Origin of the sequence: Flagellimonas amoyensis (assembly GCF_003058265.1) — a bacterium.
Lineage (GTDB): Bacteria > Bacteroidota > Bacteroidia > Flavobacteriales > Flavobacteriaceae > Flagellimonas > Flagellimonas amoyensis.
Window position 1 is genome coordinate 112,096 of sequence record NZ_QBUK01000008.1, and the last position, 15,758, is coordinate 127,853.

General features: G+C 46.7%; 14 protein-coding genes. 8 read left to right on the forward strand and 6 right to left on the reverse strand.

Features of this window, described 5'->3' with window-relative positions; genetic code table 11:
• Positions 1–232 precede the first annotated feature (232 nt).
• Positions 233–2,152, forward strand: coding sequence for a DUF294 nucleotidyltransferase-like domain-containing protein (locus tag DB398_RS12335; protein WP_108424854.1), 1,920 nt, complete (start codon positions 233–235; stop codon positions 2,150–2,152).
• Entirely contained in the window at positions 2,152–2,829 is a 678-nt protein-coding gene (locus DB398_RS12340) for a 3'-5' exonuclease (RefSeq protein WP_108424696.1), read from the forward strand. The genes DB398_RS12335 and DB398_RS12340 overlap by 1 nt, the downstream gene beginning before the upstream one ends.
• A gap of 1 nt (position 2,830) precedes the next feature.
• Here the strand turns inward: DB398_RS12340 and acs are convergent, their stop codons facing one another.
• The 5 genes from acs to DB398_RS12365 form a co-directional block, all read right to left on the reverse strand.
• Entirely contained in the window at positions 2,831–4,738 is a 1,908-nt protein-coding gene (gene acs, locus DB398_RS12345) for an acetate--CoA ligase (RefSeq protein WP_108424697.1), read from the reverse strand.
• Positions 4,739–4,799: 61 nt separating this feature from the next.
• Positions 4,800–6,575 (reverse strand): sodium:solute symporter family protein, encoded by a 1,776-nt coding sequence (locus tag DB398_RS12350; protein WP_108424698.1) that lies wholly within the window; start codon positions 6,573–6,575, stop codon positions 4,800–4,802.
• Entirely contained in the window at positions 6,575–6,829 is a 255-nt protein-coding gene (locus tag DB398_RS12355; protein WP_108424699.1) for a DUF4212 domain-containing protein, read from the reverse strand. The genes DB398_RS12350 and DB398_RS12355 overlap by 1 nt, the downstream gene beginning before the upstream one ends.
• 73 nt (positions 6,830–6,902) lie before the next feature.
• The gene (locus DB398_RS12360) at positions 6,903–7,862 is read right to left on the reverse strand and encodes a phosphoribosylaminoimidazolesuccinocarboxamide synthase (protein ID WP_108424700.1); all 960 of its coding nucleotides are present in this window, start codon (positions 7,860–7,862) and stop codon (positions 6,903–6,905) included.
• A gap of 1 nt (position 7,863) precedes the next feature.
• Positions 7,864–8,823: a PhoH family protein gene (locus tag DB398_RS12365; RefSeq protein WP_072879408.1), complete on the reverse strand. Its 960-nt coding sequence runs from the start codon at positions 8,821–8,823 to the stop codon at positions 7,864–7,866.
• 119 nt (positions 8,824–8,942) lie between these two features.
• Here DB398_RS12365 and DB398_RS12370 point away from each other — a divergent pair, with 119 nt between their 5' ends.
• The 5 genes from DB398_RS12370 to dnaN all read left to right on the forward strand — a co-directional run bounded on the left by DB398_RS12370 (position 8,943) and on the right by dnaN (position 13,706).
• On the forward strand, positions 8,943–9,773 hold the full coding sequence (locus tag DB398_RS12370) for an SAM hydrolase/SAM-dependent halogenase family protein (protein ID WP_108424701.1): 831 nt from the start codon (positions 8,943–8,945) through the stop codon (positions 9,771–9,773).
• Positions 9,774–10,076: a putative quinol monooxygenase gene (locus DB398_RS12375; protein WP_108424702.1), complete on the forward strand. Its 303-nt coding sequence runs from the start codon at positions 9,774–9,776 to the stop codon at positions 10,074–10,076. It abuts the gene before it with no gap.
• Positions 10,076–10,807: a gliding motility-associated ABC transporter permease subunit GldF gene (gene gldF, locus DB398_RS12380; RefSeq protein ID WP_108424703.1), complete on the forward strand. Its 732-nt coding sequence runs from the start codon at positions 10,076–10,078 to the stop codon at positions 10,805–10,807. The genes DB398_RS12375 and gldF overlap by 1 nt, the downstream gene beginning before the upstream one ends.
• The gene (gene gldG, locus DB398_RS12385; RefSeq protein WP_108424704.1) at positions 10,804–12,468 is read left to right on the forward strand and encodes a gliding motility-associated ABC transporter substrate-binding protein GldG; all 1,665 of its coding nucleotides are present in this window, start codon (positions 10,804–10,806) and stop codon (positions 12,466–12,468) included. The genes gldF and gldG overlap by 4 nt, the downstream gene beginning before the upstream one ends.
• 119 nt (positions 12,469–12,587) lie before the next feature.
• Entirely contained in the window at positions 12,588–13,706 is a 1,119-nt protein-coding gene (dnaN, locus tag DB398_RS12390) for a DNA polymerase III subunit beta (protein ID WP_108424705.1), read from the forward strand.
• Between the two features lie 229 nt (positions 13,707–13,935).
• On the opposite strand, the gene DB398_RS12395 is transcribed toward dnaN, so the two are convergent.
• Positions 13,936–14,295: a DUF4870 domain-containing protein gene (locus DB398_RS12395; protein ID WP_108424856.1), complete on the reverse strand. Its 360-nt coding sequence runs from the start codon at positions 14,293–14,295 to the stop codon at positions 13,936–13,938.
• Positions 14,296–14,381: 86 nt separating this feature from the next.
• Between DB398_RS12395 and mnmE the strand changes: the two genes are divergently transcribed.
• The gene (gene mnmE, locus DB398_RS12400) at positions 14,382–15,752 is read left to right on the forward strand and encodes a tRNA uridine-5-carboxymethylaminomethyl(34) synthesis GTPase MnmE (RefSeq protein WP_108424706.1); all 1,371 of its coding nucleotides are present in this window, start codon (positions 14,382–14,384) and stop codon (positions 15,750–15,752) included.
• Positions 15,753–15,758 lie beyond the last annotated feature (6 nt).

Consider the following 15,758-nt stretch of genomic DNA (forward strand, 5'->3'; position numbering starts at 1 on the left):
TTTAAAACTTTCAAATTCCATTTTCTTAAAAATAAATTAGAGCTACACTCACTTCTTAGGCGTCAATATTCCCTTTGTTTTAGTGAAATTTAAACAAATGCCCCATACGGCATATACCCCAATTGACGGATGCCCCATTTGGGTTGACAAAACCCCTTTTCGATCTGACGAATGCAATATTCTCACAAAAAATGGCCCCAAATATTTGGGATTCAAGACTTACATTTGTGTCATGAAGAACACCATTTCCGAACGTGTCGCGGATTTTCTCAAAAACTATCCTCCGTTCAGTGCATTGGAGAGTGGTCAGTTAGCTGCCCTTTCCTATGAAGTGACCATTGTGCACAAGGAAAGTAACAGTATCGTATTCTCGGAGAAAGAAGCCCCGCACGATTTTTTTTATGTGGTCCACAAAGGTGCAGTGGCACTCACCAAAAAAGGTTCCACCCAAATTCTGGACATTTGTGACGAAGGTGATGTTTTTGGGCTACGCCCCTTGCTGGCCCATGAGAACTATAAACTGGAGGCCAAGGCACATGAGGAGACCATACTCTATGCCATCCCCATCAAGGAATTTAAACCTCTTGCCCTACAGAACCATCTAGTCGGTGATTTTTTGATCGAAAGTTTTGCCTCCAACACCCGAAATCCCTACTCCCAAAAGCATCGGGGCAAGTTGTATGGGGTCAGCAATGAACCGAGCCAAGGCCAAGAGACCAAGCTGTTGGACCTCCAACCTGTGCGATATTCCTCGGACCTGGTCACCTGCACCGAGGGCACCCAGATCAAGACCATTGCCAACACCATGGGCAAGTACAATGTAAGCTGTATCTTGGTTGTAAAGGACGGATTGCCGGTAGGCATCATCACCGATAAAGATTTAAGGGAAAAAGTGGCAACTGGGCTGTTCCCCATCACGGGCAGTGCCAAATCCATCATGACGAGTCCCGCCATCACCTATCCGAAGGAGCTTACGGTGACGCAGGCGCAGATGGCCATGATGAAAAGCAACATCAGCCACTTGGTACTCACCGAAGATGGAACCACCGACACATCCGCAGTGGGGATCCTCTCAAAACACGATATCATGGTGGCCATGGGAAACAACCCTGCGGTACTGCTGCGGGCAATCAAAAGGGCCAGGGATTCCAAGCGATTGCGGGGCATCCGACAAAGTATCATGAGTTTGTTGCAGGGATATTTGGAAGAGAACATCCCCATCGGGCTGGTCTCCAAGATCATCTCGGAGCTGAATGATGCCACCATCAAACAGGTCATCGACATCTCCATCAAAAAAATGGAAACGGAACCGCCAGCTAAGTTTACGTGGCTCACCATGGGCAGCCAAGGCAGGGGCGAACAATTGCTGAACACCGATCAGGACAACGCCATTCTCTATGAAAATGTCCCTGAAAGCAAATCCGAGGCCACTCGCGACTATTTTCTAAAGCTCGGAAGCATCATATCCACGGAACTGAACACCATCGGGTTTGAATATTGTCCGGCAGAAATGATGGCCTCCAATCCGTTGTGGTGCCACAGTCTGGATGAATGGAAGGAAGTGACCACCCATTGGATGGGCAACCCTGGCCCAGAAGAAGTCCTGCTGTCCTCCATCTTTTTTGATTTCAATGTCACCTATGGTGAAAAGGCATTGGCCGATCAGCTTTCGTTGCACATTTTTGATAACGTGAAGAAATTCCCCCAGTTCCTTACCCATTTGGCCAGCGGTGCGTTGCAAAATCCTTCCCCATCAGGCTTTTTTAGGGATTTTTTGGTGGAACAGGATGGTGCCCACAAGGATTTCTTCGACCTGAAACTACGGGCATTGATGCCCATGGTAGATGCGGCCCGGGTGCTTATCCTCTCGCATTCCGTAAAATCCATCAACAACACGGCCGAGCGTTATGAAAAACTGGTCGAACTGGAACCCCAGAACAAGGAACTCTATCTTGCCTGCTCCTACGCAAGCAAAGCACTCTTGAAGTTCAGGACCAAGCATGGATTGTTGCACAACGATTCGGGCAGGTTCATCGCATTGGACAAATTGAACAAAGAAGAAAAAATAAAACTGAAAAGGACATTCAAGACCATCAAAGAGATCCAATCGTTGATAGAAATACGGTTCCAAGTCAAAAATCTGTTGCGCTGATGTGGCCCTTCTCCCCTAAAAAACAACTGGAGCTTCCAGCTTTTTGGCAGGAATATGAGGATAGTTTCCAACAAAGACTTCCCGAGAAGGTACATGACAACATCTTTATTGTGTGGGACACCGAAACCACGGGATTCCGTTTGGACAGGGACAGAATGCTATGTATCGGCGCAGTGAAATTGATGCGCGGCAGCATAGCTGTGAAGGACAGTTTTGAAATCTATATCCAGCAAGAACACTACGATGCCGAAAGTGCAGAAATCCATGGTATCCTTAGAAATGGTAAACGAGAGCGCATTTCTGAGCTGGACGCCCTAAAACTGTTTCTTGGCTACATAAAAAACCACGTGCTGGTCGGCCATCATGTGATGTTTGACGTGAATATGGTCAATGCGGCCCTCAGAAGAAACGGACTTCCCAAACTGAAAAACAAAACCTTGGACACGGGGCTGCTCTATAAACGAACATTGCTCACCTCCAATGTACTCCAAAAGAAAGAAAAATACGCTTTGGACGAGCTGGCCGAAAAGTTCAGCATTTCCAAAAAGGACCGGCATACTGCACTAGGCGACGCCCTCATTACCGCAATTGCGTTTTTACGGATTCTGGAAAAATTGAACCCAAGAAACGTAAAGGATCTCATTAAAAAACAAGATCCTCCAAGATTCAGTCTTTAAGCTATTTGCTTTCCTTTATAATGCCCTCAACGACTTCTGGGTTCAACAAAGTTGAAGTGTCGCCCAAATTATCGGTGTCCTTGGATGCTATTTTACGAAGGATACGCCTCATGATCTTACCGCTACGGGTCTTGGGCAAACCTGCCACGAATTGGATCTTGTCCAATTTGGCAATGGGGCCAATATGCTCCGTTATGAGTTGATTGATTTCCTTTTCAAGGTTTTCCCGGTTCCGTCCTTCACCGGTCTCTTTCAGGATGACGAAGCCATATAACGCATTCCCTTTGATATCGTGTGGGAAACCAACAATGGCCGATTCCGCGACCGCTGGGTGCTCGTTGATGGCATCCTCAATGGGTGCCGTGCCCAAATTGTGCCCGGAAACAATGATCACATCATCTACCCTTCCGGTGATACGGTAGTAGCCCACTTCGTCCCTCAAAGCGCCATCACCTGTAAAATACATGCCCTCAAACGCAGAAAAATACGTATCTCTATACCGTTGATGGTCTCCCCAAATGGTACGTGCTATGGAAGGCCAAGGGAATTTGATGCACAATCGGCCGTCCACTTGGTTGCCTTTGATCTCCTTACCGTTTTCGTCCATCAGTGCGGGTTGCACCCCTGGCATGGGCAAAGTGGCATAGGTGGGTTTTGTGGGGGTTGAAAATGGAATGGGGGAAATCAGGATGCCCCCTGTTTCGGTTTGCCACCAAGTATCCACAATGGGACATTTTTTGTTCCCCACATGGTCGTTGTACCAGTGCCACGCTTCCTCATTGATGGGTTCTCCCACGGTACCCAGGACCTTAAGGCTTGAGAGTTCATATTTGGTGACAAAGTCCAAGTCCTTTTTTGCCAAGGCCCTGATGGCCGTTGGGGCGGTATAAAATTGGGTCACCTTATGCTTCTCCACAACTTCCCAGAATCTCCCGTGATCGGGATAGGAAGGAACACCTTCGAACATGACCGTGGTGGCGCCATTGGCCAATGGGCCATACACGATGTAGGAGTGCCCGGTTATCCAACCAATATCGGCCGTACACCAATAGACATCCTCTTCCCGATACTGGAACACATTTTTGAAGGTATAGGCCGTGTACACCATATACCCACCGGTAGTATGGACCATCCCTTTGGGGCGACCCGTTGAACCAGAGGTGTATAATATGAATAACGGATGCTCAGCATCCACAATTTCGGGAACACAGTCGGAATAGGCCTTGTCCAACAACGGCTCTATCCACTGGTCTCGACCCTCTTTCATTTCCACTTTTTCCCCAGTGCGCTTTTTCACCAACACCGTATCTACGTCCGGGCATTGCTCCAAAGCGTCGTCCACAATACCCTTTAGGTCGATGGTCTTATTTCCTCTGTAGGAACCATCCGAGGTCAACACAACCTTGGCACCACAATCATTGATCCGGGTGGCCAGAGCCGTTGATGAAAATCCGGCAAAAACCACGGAATGGACCGCTCCGATGCGGGCACAGGCCAATATGGATATGGCCAGTTCCGGGATCATGGGCAAATAGACCACGACCCTATCCCCTTTCTTCACCCTTTGGTCCTTCAGCACATTCGCAAATTTGCACACACGCTCATGCAGTTGGGTATAGGTGATATGTTCGGCAGCCTCCTTGGGGTCGTTGGGTTCAAAAATGATAGCGGTCTTATCTCCCCGAATGCGCAAATGACGATCGATGCAATTCTCGGTGATGTTGAGCTCTGCTCCATCAAACCATTTGATCTCCGGCTTTGTAAAATCCCACTCCAAAACTGAGTTCCACCGCTTTCTCCAATGAAAATGTTCTTCTGCTACTTCTTCCCAAAAACTTTCAGGGTTCCTGACGGATTTTCGATAGACCTGAAAATATTCCTCCAAATGTTTGATGTGGTAATTACTCATGCTGCTTATTAAATTTTATGTGCTTAAAAATACGAAAAAAGAGGGCAATCCTTAATCTATCCTAATGTTCAATTGCCTCTCCCGCACCACTGGGAATGCGGATGTTCTCCACAATCTCCTGTACGTTGTCCGGAGGGGCCGGCGTAAAACGGGATACCAGTATGGCTATCAGGAAATTGACCAACATACCCACCGTGCCAAAGCCTTCCGGGGAAATGCCCCACCACCAATTGGCTTCAGTGGCCGTTTCGGGATTTCCTATCCAGCCCAGCTTGAAACGGGCAATATAGTAACAGGTGATGGCGAGTCCTGCCACCATTCCTGAAATGGCCCCTTCGCGGTTCATCCGTTTGCTGAAAATACCCATCACAATGGCGGGAAAAAAGGAAGAAGCGGCCAGCCCAAACGCAAGGGCCACCACGGAGGCCACAAATCCGGGCGGATGGATGCCGAAATATCCAGCCACGATCACGGCCAGCATGGCCGAAAAACGGGCTATCCATAATTCTTTCTTGTCGGAAATATCGGGAGCTATCTGCTTTTTGATCAAATCGTGGGAAATTGAAGTGGAAATCACCAACAAAAGACCTGCTGCCGTGGACAAAGCCGCTGCCAGACCGCCTGCCGCCACAAGGGCAATGACCCAATTGGGCAGATTGGCAATTTCTGGATTGGCAAGCACAGTGATGTCCCTGTCCACGTAAAGTTCATTGGGCGATGTGCTTGCATTGGATATCATGCGTTGACCCGAGCTGCCCCTACTTTCCACAAACTGGGGCTGACCACCATCGATAGCGGAACCGGGTAGATACTGGATCTTTCCATCCCCGTTTTTGTCGGTCCACGCAATAAGTCCTGTACTCTCCCATTTGGTGAACCACGCCGGGATTTCCTCATAGGGCGTATCCTGAACGGTCTCCATCAAATTGGTACGGGCAAAGACTGCTATGGCAGGGGCCGTGGTATATAAAATGGCAATGAACAACAGGGCGTAGCCTGCCGATTTTCGGGCATCGCGAACTTTGGGCACCGTAAAGAAGCGGATGATCACATGGGGCAAACCTGCGGTACCCATCATCAGGGCGGCCGTGATAAAGAAGACATCCATAGTAGATTTGGTCCCGTCGGTGTAAGCCGTAAAACCCAAATCGGTCATCAATCCATCCAATTTATCCAAAAGATAAACACCGTCCTGCCCTGCGGAACCAAAACCGATCTGCGGAATCGGGTTTCCAGTCGCCATGAGCGAAATGAAAATTGCAGGGACCATAAAGGCGAAGATGAGCACACAATATTGTGCCACTTGGGTATAGGTGATTCCTTTCATCCCACCCAAAAAGGCATAGAAAAGTACCACGGCCATTCCAATATAGACCCCGGTGTTCACTTCTACATCCAAAAAACGGGAAAAAACCACCCCAACGCCCCGCATCTGACCGGCAACGTAGGTGAAGGATACAAAAAGTGCAGCGACCACGGCCACTGTTCGGGCCACATTGCTATAATAACGGTCTCCGATGAAATCGGGAACGGTGAACTTACCGAACTTACGGAGATAGGGAGCCAATAAGAGGGCGAGCAATACATATCCACCCGTCCAGCCCATCAGGTACACCGAACCATCATAGCCCGAAAAGGCAATGATGCCGGCCATGCCCAAAAAGGAAGCTGCGGACATCCAATCGGCACCTGTGGCCAATCCGTTGGCCAATGGGGAAACCCCTCCCCCGGCCACGTAAAAATCCTTGGTGGATTTGGCCCGTGACCATATAGCTATACCTATATATAATGCAAAAGTGAGTCCGACGATGAGAAACGTCCAAGTTTGTATGTCCATTATTCGTCAAGCTTATATTTTTTATCCAACTTGTTCATCAAGCGGACATAGACAAAGATGAGGATGACGAAAACGTAGATGGAACCCTGTTGGGCAAACCAAAACCCTAGCTTGAAACCTCCCATGCGGATGGTGTTGAGTTCATCTACAAAAAGGATTCCGAAGCCAAAGGAGACCACGAACCATATGAAGATCAAAATGGTAAGGTATTTCAGGTTTTCTTTCCAATATTTTTTTCGATGCTGGCTATCCATTTGTCAAGGTTGATGCGTGAAATATATAACATCCACACAAAAGACATCAAAAAAATAGAAGAATACAAAGTATTTACTGAAAATTGTTCAAATAATTGAAAATGTTCTGTTCGATGCGTTCATCAATCTGGGAAACATCCGCTTTTACAAAGGTATCCCCTGTAATGCTCTCATACAGCTCAATATACCTTTCGGACACAGAATCGATATAGGCATCATCCATCTCCGGAACGGTCTGCCCTTCCAATCCCTGAAAATGATTTGCGATGAGCCATTGCCGCACAAACTCCTTGGAAAGTTGTTTTTGAGGTTCGCCATTGGCTTGCCGCTGTTCATATCCTTCGGTGTAGAAATACCTTGAGGAATCCGGGGTGTGGATCTCATCAATGAGGACGATCTTCCCTTCCTTGGTCTTTCCGAACTCATATTTGGTGTCCACAAGGATCAATCCCCGCTTTGCGGCAATTTCGGTTCCCCGCTGGAAGAGGGCACGGGTATATTTTTCCAACACCTCATAATCCGCTTGGGAAACAATGCCACGTTTTAGAATGTCTTCCCGGGAAATGTCCTCGTCATGATCACCTTTTTCAGCCTTCGTGGCCGGAGTGATGATGGGTTCCGGAAACTTGTCGTTTTCCTTCATCCCTTCTGGCATGGGAACGCCACAGAGCATTCTTTTGCCTGCTTTGTATTCCCTGGCCGCATGTCCGGAAAGATATCCTCGAATCACCATTTCCACTTTAAATGGTTCGCAAGCCTTGCCCACAGCCACATTGGGATCTGGGGTGGCCAACAACCAATTGGGCACGATATCTTCCGTGTCCTTCATCATCTTGGTGGCAATCTGGTTCAAGATCTGTCCTTTGTAGGGGATTCCCTTGGGCATGACCACGTCAAATGCCGATAGACGATCGGTGGCCACCATGACCAATAGGTCGTTCTGCAGTGTGTAGACTTCCCTTACCTTACCTTTATAAACGGATTTTTGTCCCGGAAAGTTAAAATCCGTGGACATCAATGTGTTCTGCCCCATGTCAAAATTGGTTTTGGTGCTCTATGTTTTTGTAGGCATCTATGACCTTTTTGACCAATTTATGCCGGATAACGTCCTTTTCGTCCAAATAGATGATGCTGATGCCGTCGATGTTCTTCAGGATCAAGAGGGCCTCTTTCAGTCCCGAGATCACCCTTCTGGGCAGGTCGATCTGTCCTGGATCACCTGTCAATAAAAACTTGGCGTTCTTGCCCATACGGGTCAGGAACATCTTCATTTGGGCGTGGGTGGTGTTCTGTGCCTCGTCCAAGATCACGAAGGCATTGTCCAAGGTTCGTCCACGCATGAAGGCCATGGGTGCGATCTGGATGGTACCGTCCTCTATGTACTTGGCCAGTTTTTCGGTTGGGATCATGTCCCTGAGCGCATCGTACAAGGGCTGCATGTAGGGATCTAGTTTTTCTTTGAGATCCCCCGGAAGAAACCCGAGGTTCTCCCCTGCCTCCACTGCTGGACGTGTGAGGATGATACGCCTGACCTGTTTTTCCTTCAGGGCTTTCACCGCCAAGGCAACTCCGGTATAGGTTTTTCCCGTACCTGCCGGGCCTATGGCAAAGACCATGTCATCCTTTTTGCAGGCATCCACCAATCTTCGCTGGTTGGCGGTCTGTGCCTTGATCAATCTGCCGCTGACGCCGTGTACCAAAACATCGCCGCTGCTGCTGGATGATGTATATTCTTCCTGCCCGTTGCTGGTAAGTACGCGCTCGATCATGTTCTCGTCCAACTTGTTGTACTTGGCAAACTGGCTGGTGAGCATATCGAATCGCTTGTCAAACTCCTCCAAGAGTTCCTCATCGCCATACACCTTGATCTTGTTGCCCCTGGCAACAATCTTGAGTTTAGGGAAATATTTTTTTAGGAGCTCTATGTTCTCGTTCTGCTGCCCAAAAAAATCCTGTGGGCTGATATCCGTAAGTTCTATTATAAGTTCGTTCAAAAAAAGTGAGGTGTTACGGTTGTTTTTGAAGAATCGTATTCGTTCTTTTTTAATTAATTTTACACACAAACTTAACCAAAAATCAATTTGAGGACGGAAAAACATATCAACAGTATGGCATGGCAATCATAACCTTAACTACAGATTTCGGTCATAAGGATCACTTTGTCGGTGCTGTAAAAGGGACCATACTGACAAATCTTCCCGATGCACATATTGTTGATATTTCGCATGCCATAAGCCCATTCAATATCCAGGAATGTGCCTATATCCTCAAGAACGCCTATACGTCCTTCCCGAAGGGAACCGTACATATTGTTGGTGTGGATTCCGAACTTTCACCTGAAAACCAGCATCTTGTGGTGCAAGTGGACGGGCATTATTTTGTGAGTTCCAACAATGGGGTCATGTCGTTGATCACTTCGGAGATATCCCCTGAAAAAATAGTGGAGATCCGCCTCCCCAATTCCAATCCCGGTTCGTTTCCCGTGCTGAATGTCTTTGTCCAAGTGGCCTGCCATATTGCCCGTGGGGGAAAACTGGAGGTTGTTGGTAAACCGTTCGATGAGCTTCGGGAACTGCGTGAATTTGAGCCGAGGATCCTCAATGAGGGAAGGACCATTTCGGGAAATGTCATCTACATCGACAATTATGGGAACGTGGTCACCAACATCCAGAAGAGTCTTTTTGAAGCCTATCGGAACGGGCGGAGCTTTGAAATCAATGCACGCACCACCAAAATAAAAGAGGTACACCATAGCTACAACGGCATCATCAACTATGACCTGGACAGAAGCCAACGTAAGGGTCCGGGCGATGCCCTCGCACTTTTCAATTCGGCGGGATATATGGAACTGGCCATTTTTAAAAGCGACCTGAACTCGGTGGGTGGGGCCTCTTCCCTACTTGGGTTGAATTACAGGGACACCGTAACCGTAAATTTCCTTTAAATGTTGATACGCATCGTCAAACTCACCTTTAAACCCGAAAATATTCCTAGTTTTGAGCAAATCTTTGATGAATCCAAAAACAGGATCTTGGCATTTGAGGGCTGCAACAGCGTCGATTTGTATCGAGACATCGATAATCCCAACATTTTTTTCACCTATAGTCTGTGGGAAAAGGAAGGGGATTTGGAAAACTATCGAAATTCCGATTTTTTCAAGGAAGTCTGGGCGCATACCAAAAAACTGTTCTCGGACAGGGCCGAGGCTTGGAGTGTCAACAAAGTCCAATCAACAAACCCATCTTGATGTTCGCAATTTTTAAGAGAGAGGTCAGGTCCTTTTTTACATCGCCCATCGGTTATTTGATCGTGGGGTCGTTCCTTTTGCTCAATGGGCTTTTCCTATGGGTATTCAAGGGCGATTACAATATTTTTGATTACGGCTTTGCCGATCTGGGCAATTTTTTCCTGCTGGCCCCATGGATCTTTGTTTTTTTAGTGCCCGCCATCACCATGAAAAGTTTTTCCGAAGAACGCAAGATGGGCACTTTGGAACTTTTGCTCATCAAACCCATTTCTATTGGAAAATTGGTGTCGGGCAAGTTCTTGGGCGCTTTCCTACTCTGTATCATCGCCATCGTTCCAACGGTGGTTTACGTTTTTGCCATTTCCGACCTTGGGGTGATCGAAGGAAATTATGATTTGGGAGTGGTGCTGGGATCCTATTTTGGCTTGCTTTTTTTGATTGCGGCCTATTCCTCCATCGGCATTTTTGCCTCCACCCTATCCGATAACCAGATCATTGCGTTCATTGTGGGCATCCTCCTCTGCTTTTTGATCTTTAATGGATTTGATGCCATTTCCTCCTTGTTCACCAATGGAGAGACCCAACAAACGGTTCAGGGTTTTGGTGCCAAGTCCCATTTTGACAGTATTGCCCGAGGCGTGATGGACACCCGGGACCTTGTCTATTTTATAGCACTGACCGCTTTGTTCCTGTACCTTACCTTTCAACGTCTAAAACAGTTGCCCCGATGAAAAAATTGCTCATTTCAGCGCTTGTGGCCATTGTTACGGTGGTCGTCCTGAACATTTTGGCCAGTTATGCCTACACTCGTTTCGATCTTACGGAGGACAAACGCTACACGCTTTCGCAGCCGGCCGTGGATCTGGCCCAAAAATTCGATTCCCCTGTGATCATCGATATACTTTTGGACGGCAATATCCCACCGGAATTTTCCCGTCTGAAAACAGAGACCATCCAATTGCTGGAGTCCTTCGCTTCAAAGAATGCGAACATCAAATACAACTTGGTGGACCCTCTGGAAGATGAGGAGCGGGCACAACAGACCATTGCAGAGCTTCAAGGGCTTGGCTTGCAACCTGCCAATGTTACTGTGGAAGAAAATGGAAAGGTTTCCAACGAACTGGTCTTTCCTTGGGCGATGGTCAATTATAATGATCAGACGGTAAAAGTGCCGCTCTTGAAGAACAAATTGGGTTCGACTTCTGAGGAGCGCATCAACAATTCGGTGCAGCAGTTGGAATATGCCTTTGCCGATGCGTTCACCAAATTGAGCATCACCGAGAAAAAAAGTATTGCCGTCATCAAGGGCAACGGGGAACTCCGGGACGTGGAAATGGCCGATTACCTGACCACGATTCGGGATTATTATAACATTGGGGCCATCACTTTGGATTCGGTGGCCAATAATCCGCAGAAGGTGTTGGACCAACTGAAAGGCTTTGATTTGGCGGTTATCGCCAAGCCTACCCAAGCATTTACTGATGAAGAAAAATTTGTGATGGACCAATTTATGGTGCAGGGCGGTAAATCCATTTGGTTGATGGATCAAGTGGCCATGGAAATGGACAGCATCTATGCAGGAGAAGGCAGTGCTTTTGCACTTCCCCGCGAGCTGGACCTGAAGGACCTTTTCTTTTCATATGGTATCAGGATAGATCCCGTTCTGGTCAACGATTTGTACTTTACGCAGATTGTTTTGGCGACAGGAGAAGGCAACGAATCCCAGTACAATCCTTTGCCCTGGTATTATTATCCCATGGTCTTTTCCAGAAACGACCATCCCATCAATACCAATATCGAGGCGGTTCGGTTCCAGTTTGCCAGCACCATTGAGCTCTTGGAGAATGATTACAGCAAAACAGTGTTGCTGCAAAGTTCGCCCCTTTCAAAAACAGATGGTGTGCCCAGACAGGTCAGTTTGGACATTCTCAACACTCCGCCCAACAAAGAGCTGTACAACAATGGCAATCTTCCCTTGGCCGTTTTGGTCGAAGGTAATTTTTCTTCCATGTACAAGAACAGGGTGAAGCCTTTGGATCTCCGGAACTCTTTGGATGATGGCCCGGCCAACCAAATGCTGGTGATTTCCGACGGTGATCTTATTAAAAACCAATTGCGGAACGGGAGGCCCTTGGAGCTGGGCTATGACAAATGGACCAATAGTTTTTATGGCAACAAGGAATTCCTGATCAACAGTACCAACTACCTCTTGGACGATACCGGACTTATAAACATTAGGAACCGAAAAGTGTCCATTCCCTTGCTGGATGTTGAGAAAATAGTGGCCAAAAAAACAAAATGGCAGTTGATAAACATTGGAGTTCCAGTAGTTTTGACCTTGATTTTTGGCGTGTTCTTCAACTTTTACCGAAAGCGGAAATTCAGCGCTTAATGTTAATAATTTTGTTTCTTTGCTAATCCCTTTTGGGATATATTTGCTTTTATCTATTTTATATGGCCTGTTCAGGGAAATATCGACCGGATGGCCAACAATACTAAAGAATTTCTTTGATGAAGTTTATCGTATCCAGTACATATTTATTGAAACAATTGCAGGTTTTGGGAGGAGTTATTAACAATAGCAATACCCTGCCCATCCTCGACAATTTTTTGTTCGACCTGAAGAAAAACCAATTGACTGTTTCCGCATCGGACCTTGAAACCACCATAAGCTCAGTGCTGGAAGTGGATTCCGATGCCGAAGGTGCCATTGCCGTGCCCGCACGCTTGTTGCTGGATACCTTAAAAACTTTTCCCGAACAGCCCCTCACCTTTGTGGTGGAGGACAACAATACGGTGGAAATCAGCTCCAACCATGGTAAATATGCCTTGGCCTATGCCGATGGTGCCGAGTTCCCCAAAGCAGTGGAAGTAGGCAATCCAAGCTCCACTACCCTTTTGGGCGATATTTTGGCAACAGCCATCAACAAGACCATTTTTGCCGCTGGGAACGATGACCTTCGTCCCGTGATGAGTGGTGTATTTTTTCAGTTCTCGACTGAGAATCTTACGTTTGTGGCCACAGATGCACACAAATTGGTGAAATACCAACGTCAGGATGTCAGTGCTTCCCAAGTCGCCGAGTTCATCATGCCCAAGAAACCATTGAACCTTTTGAAGGGAATATTGGCCGGTTCAGAGTCCGAAGTGACCATAGAGTACAACGAAAGCAATGCCAAGTTCATTTTTGACAACACGGTACTCATCTGTAGGTTGATCGATGGGAAATACCCCAATTACGAAGCAGTAATTCCAAAGGAAAACCCCAATAAGCTCACCATTGCTAGAAACCAATTCTTGAGCTCGGTGCGCAGGGTTTCCATTTTCTCCAATAAGACCACACATCAGATACGTTTGAAGATTGCCGGAGCAGAACTCAATATTTCCGCGAAGGATGTGGATTACAGCAACAAGGCCGAGGAAAGACTCTCTTGTTCCTATCAAGGGGATGATATGCAGATAGGTTTCAACTCCAGGTTTTTGTTGGAAATGCTCAACAACCTCTCCTCGGACGATGTTTCCTTGGAAATGAGTTTGCCCAACCGAGCTGGGATCCTTACCCCGATCGATGGATTGGATGAAGGTGAGCATGTGACCATGCTTGTAATGCCCGTGATGCTGAATAGTTGATTTACAGAACAATTAAACTCTTATTAAAAGAGGGATGTCAGTTCGAGTTTTTTCCAAAGGGAAAAGTATCGAGAACAAAGTTTTTGACAATGAAATTCTGATTCTCGATACATTTTTTTGCTTTTACATTCAAAAAAACACTCGAATTGACGAATTTCCATCAAAATAAACAGGGTATCCTCTATAATATGAAAGACAAAAGCTGGAAAACATTTTCCAGCTTTTTCTTTTAAAGAAATTTTATCGTCATGAAATACGAAGGAGCTTCTCCATTGGCCGCTTTCACCGCATTGACAATGGGAAGAACAAAGCCCATGATGCCAACCGCAATCAACCCCAATATACCCAATCCCAACAGCAATATGGCCGGAATGCTCAATATGATGTAGAGCAACAAGCTCAATTGCAGGTTGATGATCGCTTTTCCATGTTCATCCATTCCCTCGACACTTTTTCTGGATGCCAGCCAAATGATGAGCGGAACAATGAATCCCCCAAAGCCAGTCACGTAGTGCAAAAGCTGGGTAAGATGTGCAACGGACAACAGGGTAGTGTCCTTTCTAACGGTGGTTTGATTGATGACTTCCATTTTTTGATTGTTTTGATGATTCAATTAATCAGTATGTAAATTCCTTAAAATGTTACAGCTTTCCACTAATTCGTACTTTTGTGCCCATGTCATACGCAGATAACATAGTGGCCTTGGCAACTCCTTCGGGCACTGGGGCCATTGCTATAATTAGGGTCTCAGGAGCTGATGCCATTACTCTGGTGGACCATATTTTCCAGTCCATCAAAGGAAAAAAACTGAAAGACCAAAAAACCCATACCATTCATTTAGGACATATCGTAGATGAAAAAAAGGTTTTGGATGAGGCACTGGTGTCCATTTTCAAGGGACCCCATTCGTATACAGGTGAAAATGTAGTGGAAATTTCCTGCCATGGTTCTCCCTTTATACAACAACAGATCATCCAGCTTTTGCTCCGAAATGGTTGTCGCTCCGCTTCCGCAGGGGAATTTACCCTTCGGGCCTTTCTGAATGGAAAGATGGATTTGAGCCAGGCCGAGGCCGTTGCCGATCTTATTGCCAGTGATAGCGAGGCCGCCCATGACATTGCCATGCAGCAAATGAGGGGAGGTTTCAGAAACGAAATCCAAAAATTGAGGGAAGAGTTGCTCAACTTTGCATCCCTCATTGAACTGGAGCTCGATTTTTCCCAGGAGGATGTCGAATTTGCGGACCGCACCCAGTTCACCGAACTCTTGAACCGCATAAGCGAGGTCCTAAAAAAATTGATTGATTCCTTTGCATTGGGCAATGTGATCAAAAATGGCATCCCCGTGGCCATCGTTGGTCAGCCCAATGTGGGAAAATCCACCCTTCTCAATGTGCTGCTGAATGAAGAACGGGCCATTGTGAGCGACATTGCAGGCACTACAAGGGATACCGTGGAAGACCATATCAGTATCAAGGGCATCAATTTTAGGTTTATCGATACCGCAGGAATCAGGGAAACGCAGGATGTGGTCGAAAAAATTGGTATCGAACGGACTTTTGACAAAATTGACAAGGCCAGACTGATCATCTATCTTTTTGACCGGTTCGATTTTGATAGGAAAGAATTGGAACGAATCCAGAACAGGTATCCCAACAAGCAGTTATTGCCCATTTGCAATAAGATGGACCTTTTGGATGAGAAACAGATCCAGTTGTTGAAAACGCAGATTCCCAACGTGCTCTTCCTTTCCGCTAAACATAAAATCGGTATTGAGGAGCTTGAAAAGAAGTTGCTTGACCTTGTGGATTCCGGGGCATTGAGTGGCGATAGCACCATCATTACCAATAGCAGGCATTATGATGCACTGCTGAAGGCATTGGAAGAAATCCAAAAAGTGAAAGAAGGCATGGATATGGATGTTTCCAGTGACCTATTGTCCATCGATATTCGCCAAGCGCTCTTCCACCTTGGGGAAATCACGGGCAGTGTCACCACCGATGATCTATTGGGAAATATATTTTCCAATTTCTGCATCGGGAAATAGATTTCT

Excerpts from the sequence above, each read along its gene's own strand:
- DB398_RS12395 (WP_108424856.1), bottom strand. The coding sequence starts at position 14,295 with ATGGAAGTCATCAATCAAACCACCGTTAGAAAGGACACTACCCTGTTG.
- DB398_RS12355 (WP_108424699.1), bottom strand. The coding sequence starts at position 6,829 with ATGGATAGCCAGCATCGAAAAAAATATTGGAAAGAAAACCTGAAATAC.
- DB398_RS12335 (WP_108424854.1), top strand. The coding sequence starts at position 233 with ATGAAGAACACCATTTCCGAACGTGTCGCGGATTTTCTCAAAAACTAT.
- acs (WP_108424697.1), bottom strand. The coding sequence starts at position 4,738 with ATGAGTAATTACCACATCAAACATTTGGAGGAATATTTTCAGGTCTAT.
- DB398_RS12350 (WP_108424698.1), bottom strand. The coding sequence starts at position 6,575 with ATGGACATACAAACTTGGACGTTTCTCATCGTCGGACTCACTTTTGCA.
- mnmE (WP_108424706.1), top strand. The coding sequence starts at position 14,382 with ATGTCATACGCAGATAACATAGTGGCCTTGGCAACTCCTTCGGGCACT.
- DB398_RS12360 (WP_108424700.1), bottom strand. The coding sequence starts at position 7,862 with ATGGGGCAGAACACATTGATGTCCACGGATTTTAACTTTCCGGGACAA.
- DB398_RS12375 (WP_108424702.1), top strand. The coding sequence starts at position 9,774 with ATGTTGATACGCATCGTCAAACTCACCTTTAAACCCGAAAATATTCCT.
- gldG (WP_108424704.1), top strand. The coding sequence starts at position 10,804 with ATGAAAAAATTGCTCATTTCAGCGCTTGTGGCCATTGTTACGGTGGTC.
- DB398_RS12370 (WP_108424701.1), top strand. The coding sequence starts at position 8,943 with ATGGCAATCATAACCTTAACTACAGATTTCGGTCATAAGGATCACTTT.
- gldF (WP_108424703.1), top strand. The coding sequence starts at position 10,076 with ATGTTCGCAATTTTTAAGAGAGAGGTCAGGTCCTTTTTTACATCGCCC.
- DB398_RS12340 (WP_108424696.1), top strand. The coding sequence starts at position 2,152 with ATGTGGCCCTTCTCCCCTAAAAAACAACTGGAGCTTCCAGCTTTTTGG.
- dnaN (WP_108424705.1), top strand. The coding sequence starts at position 12,588 with ATGAAGTTTATCGTATCCAGTACATATTTATTGAAACAATTGCAGGTT.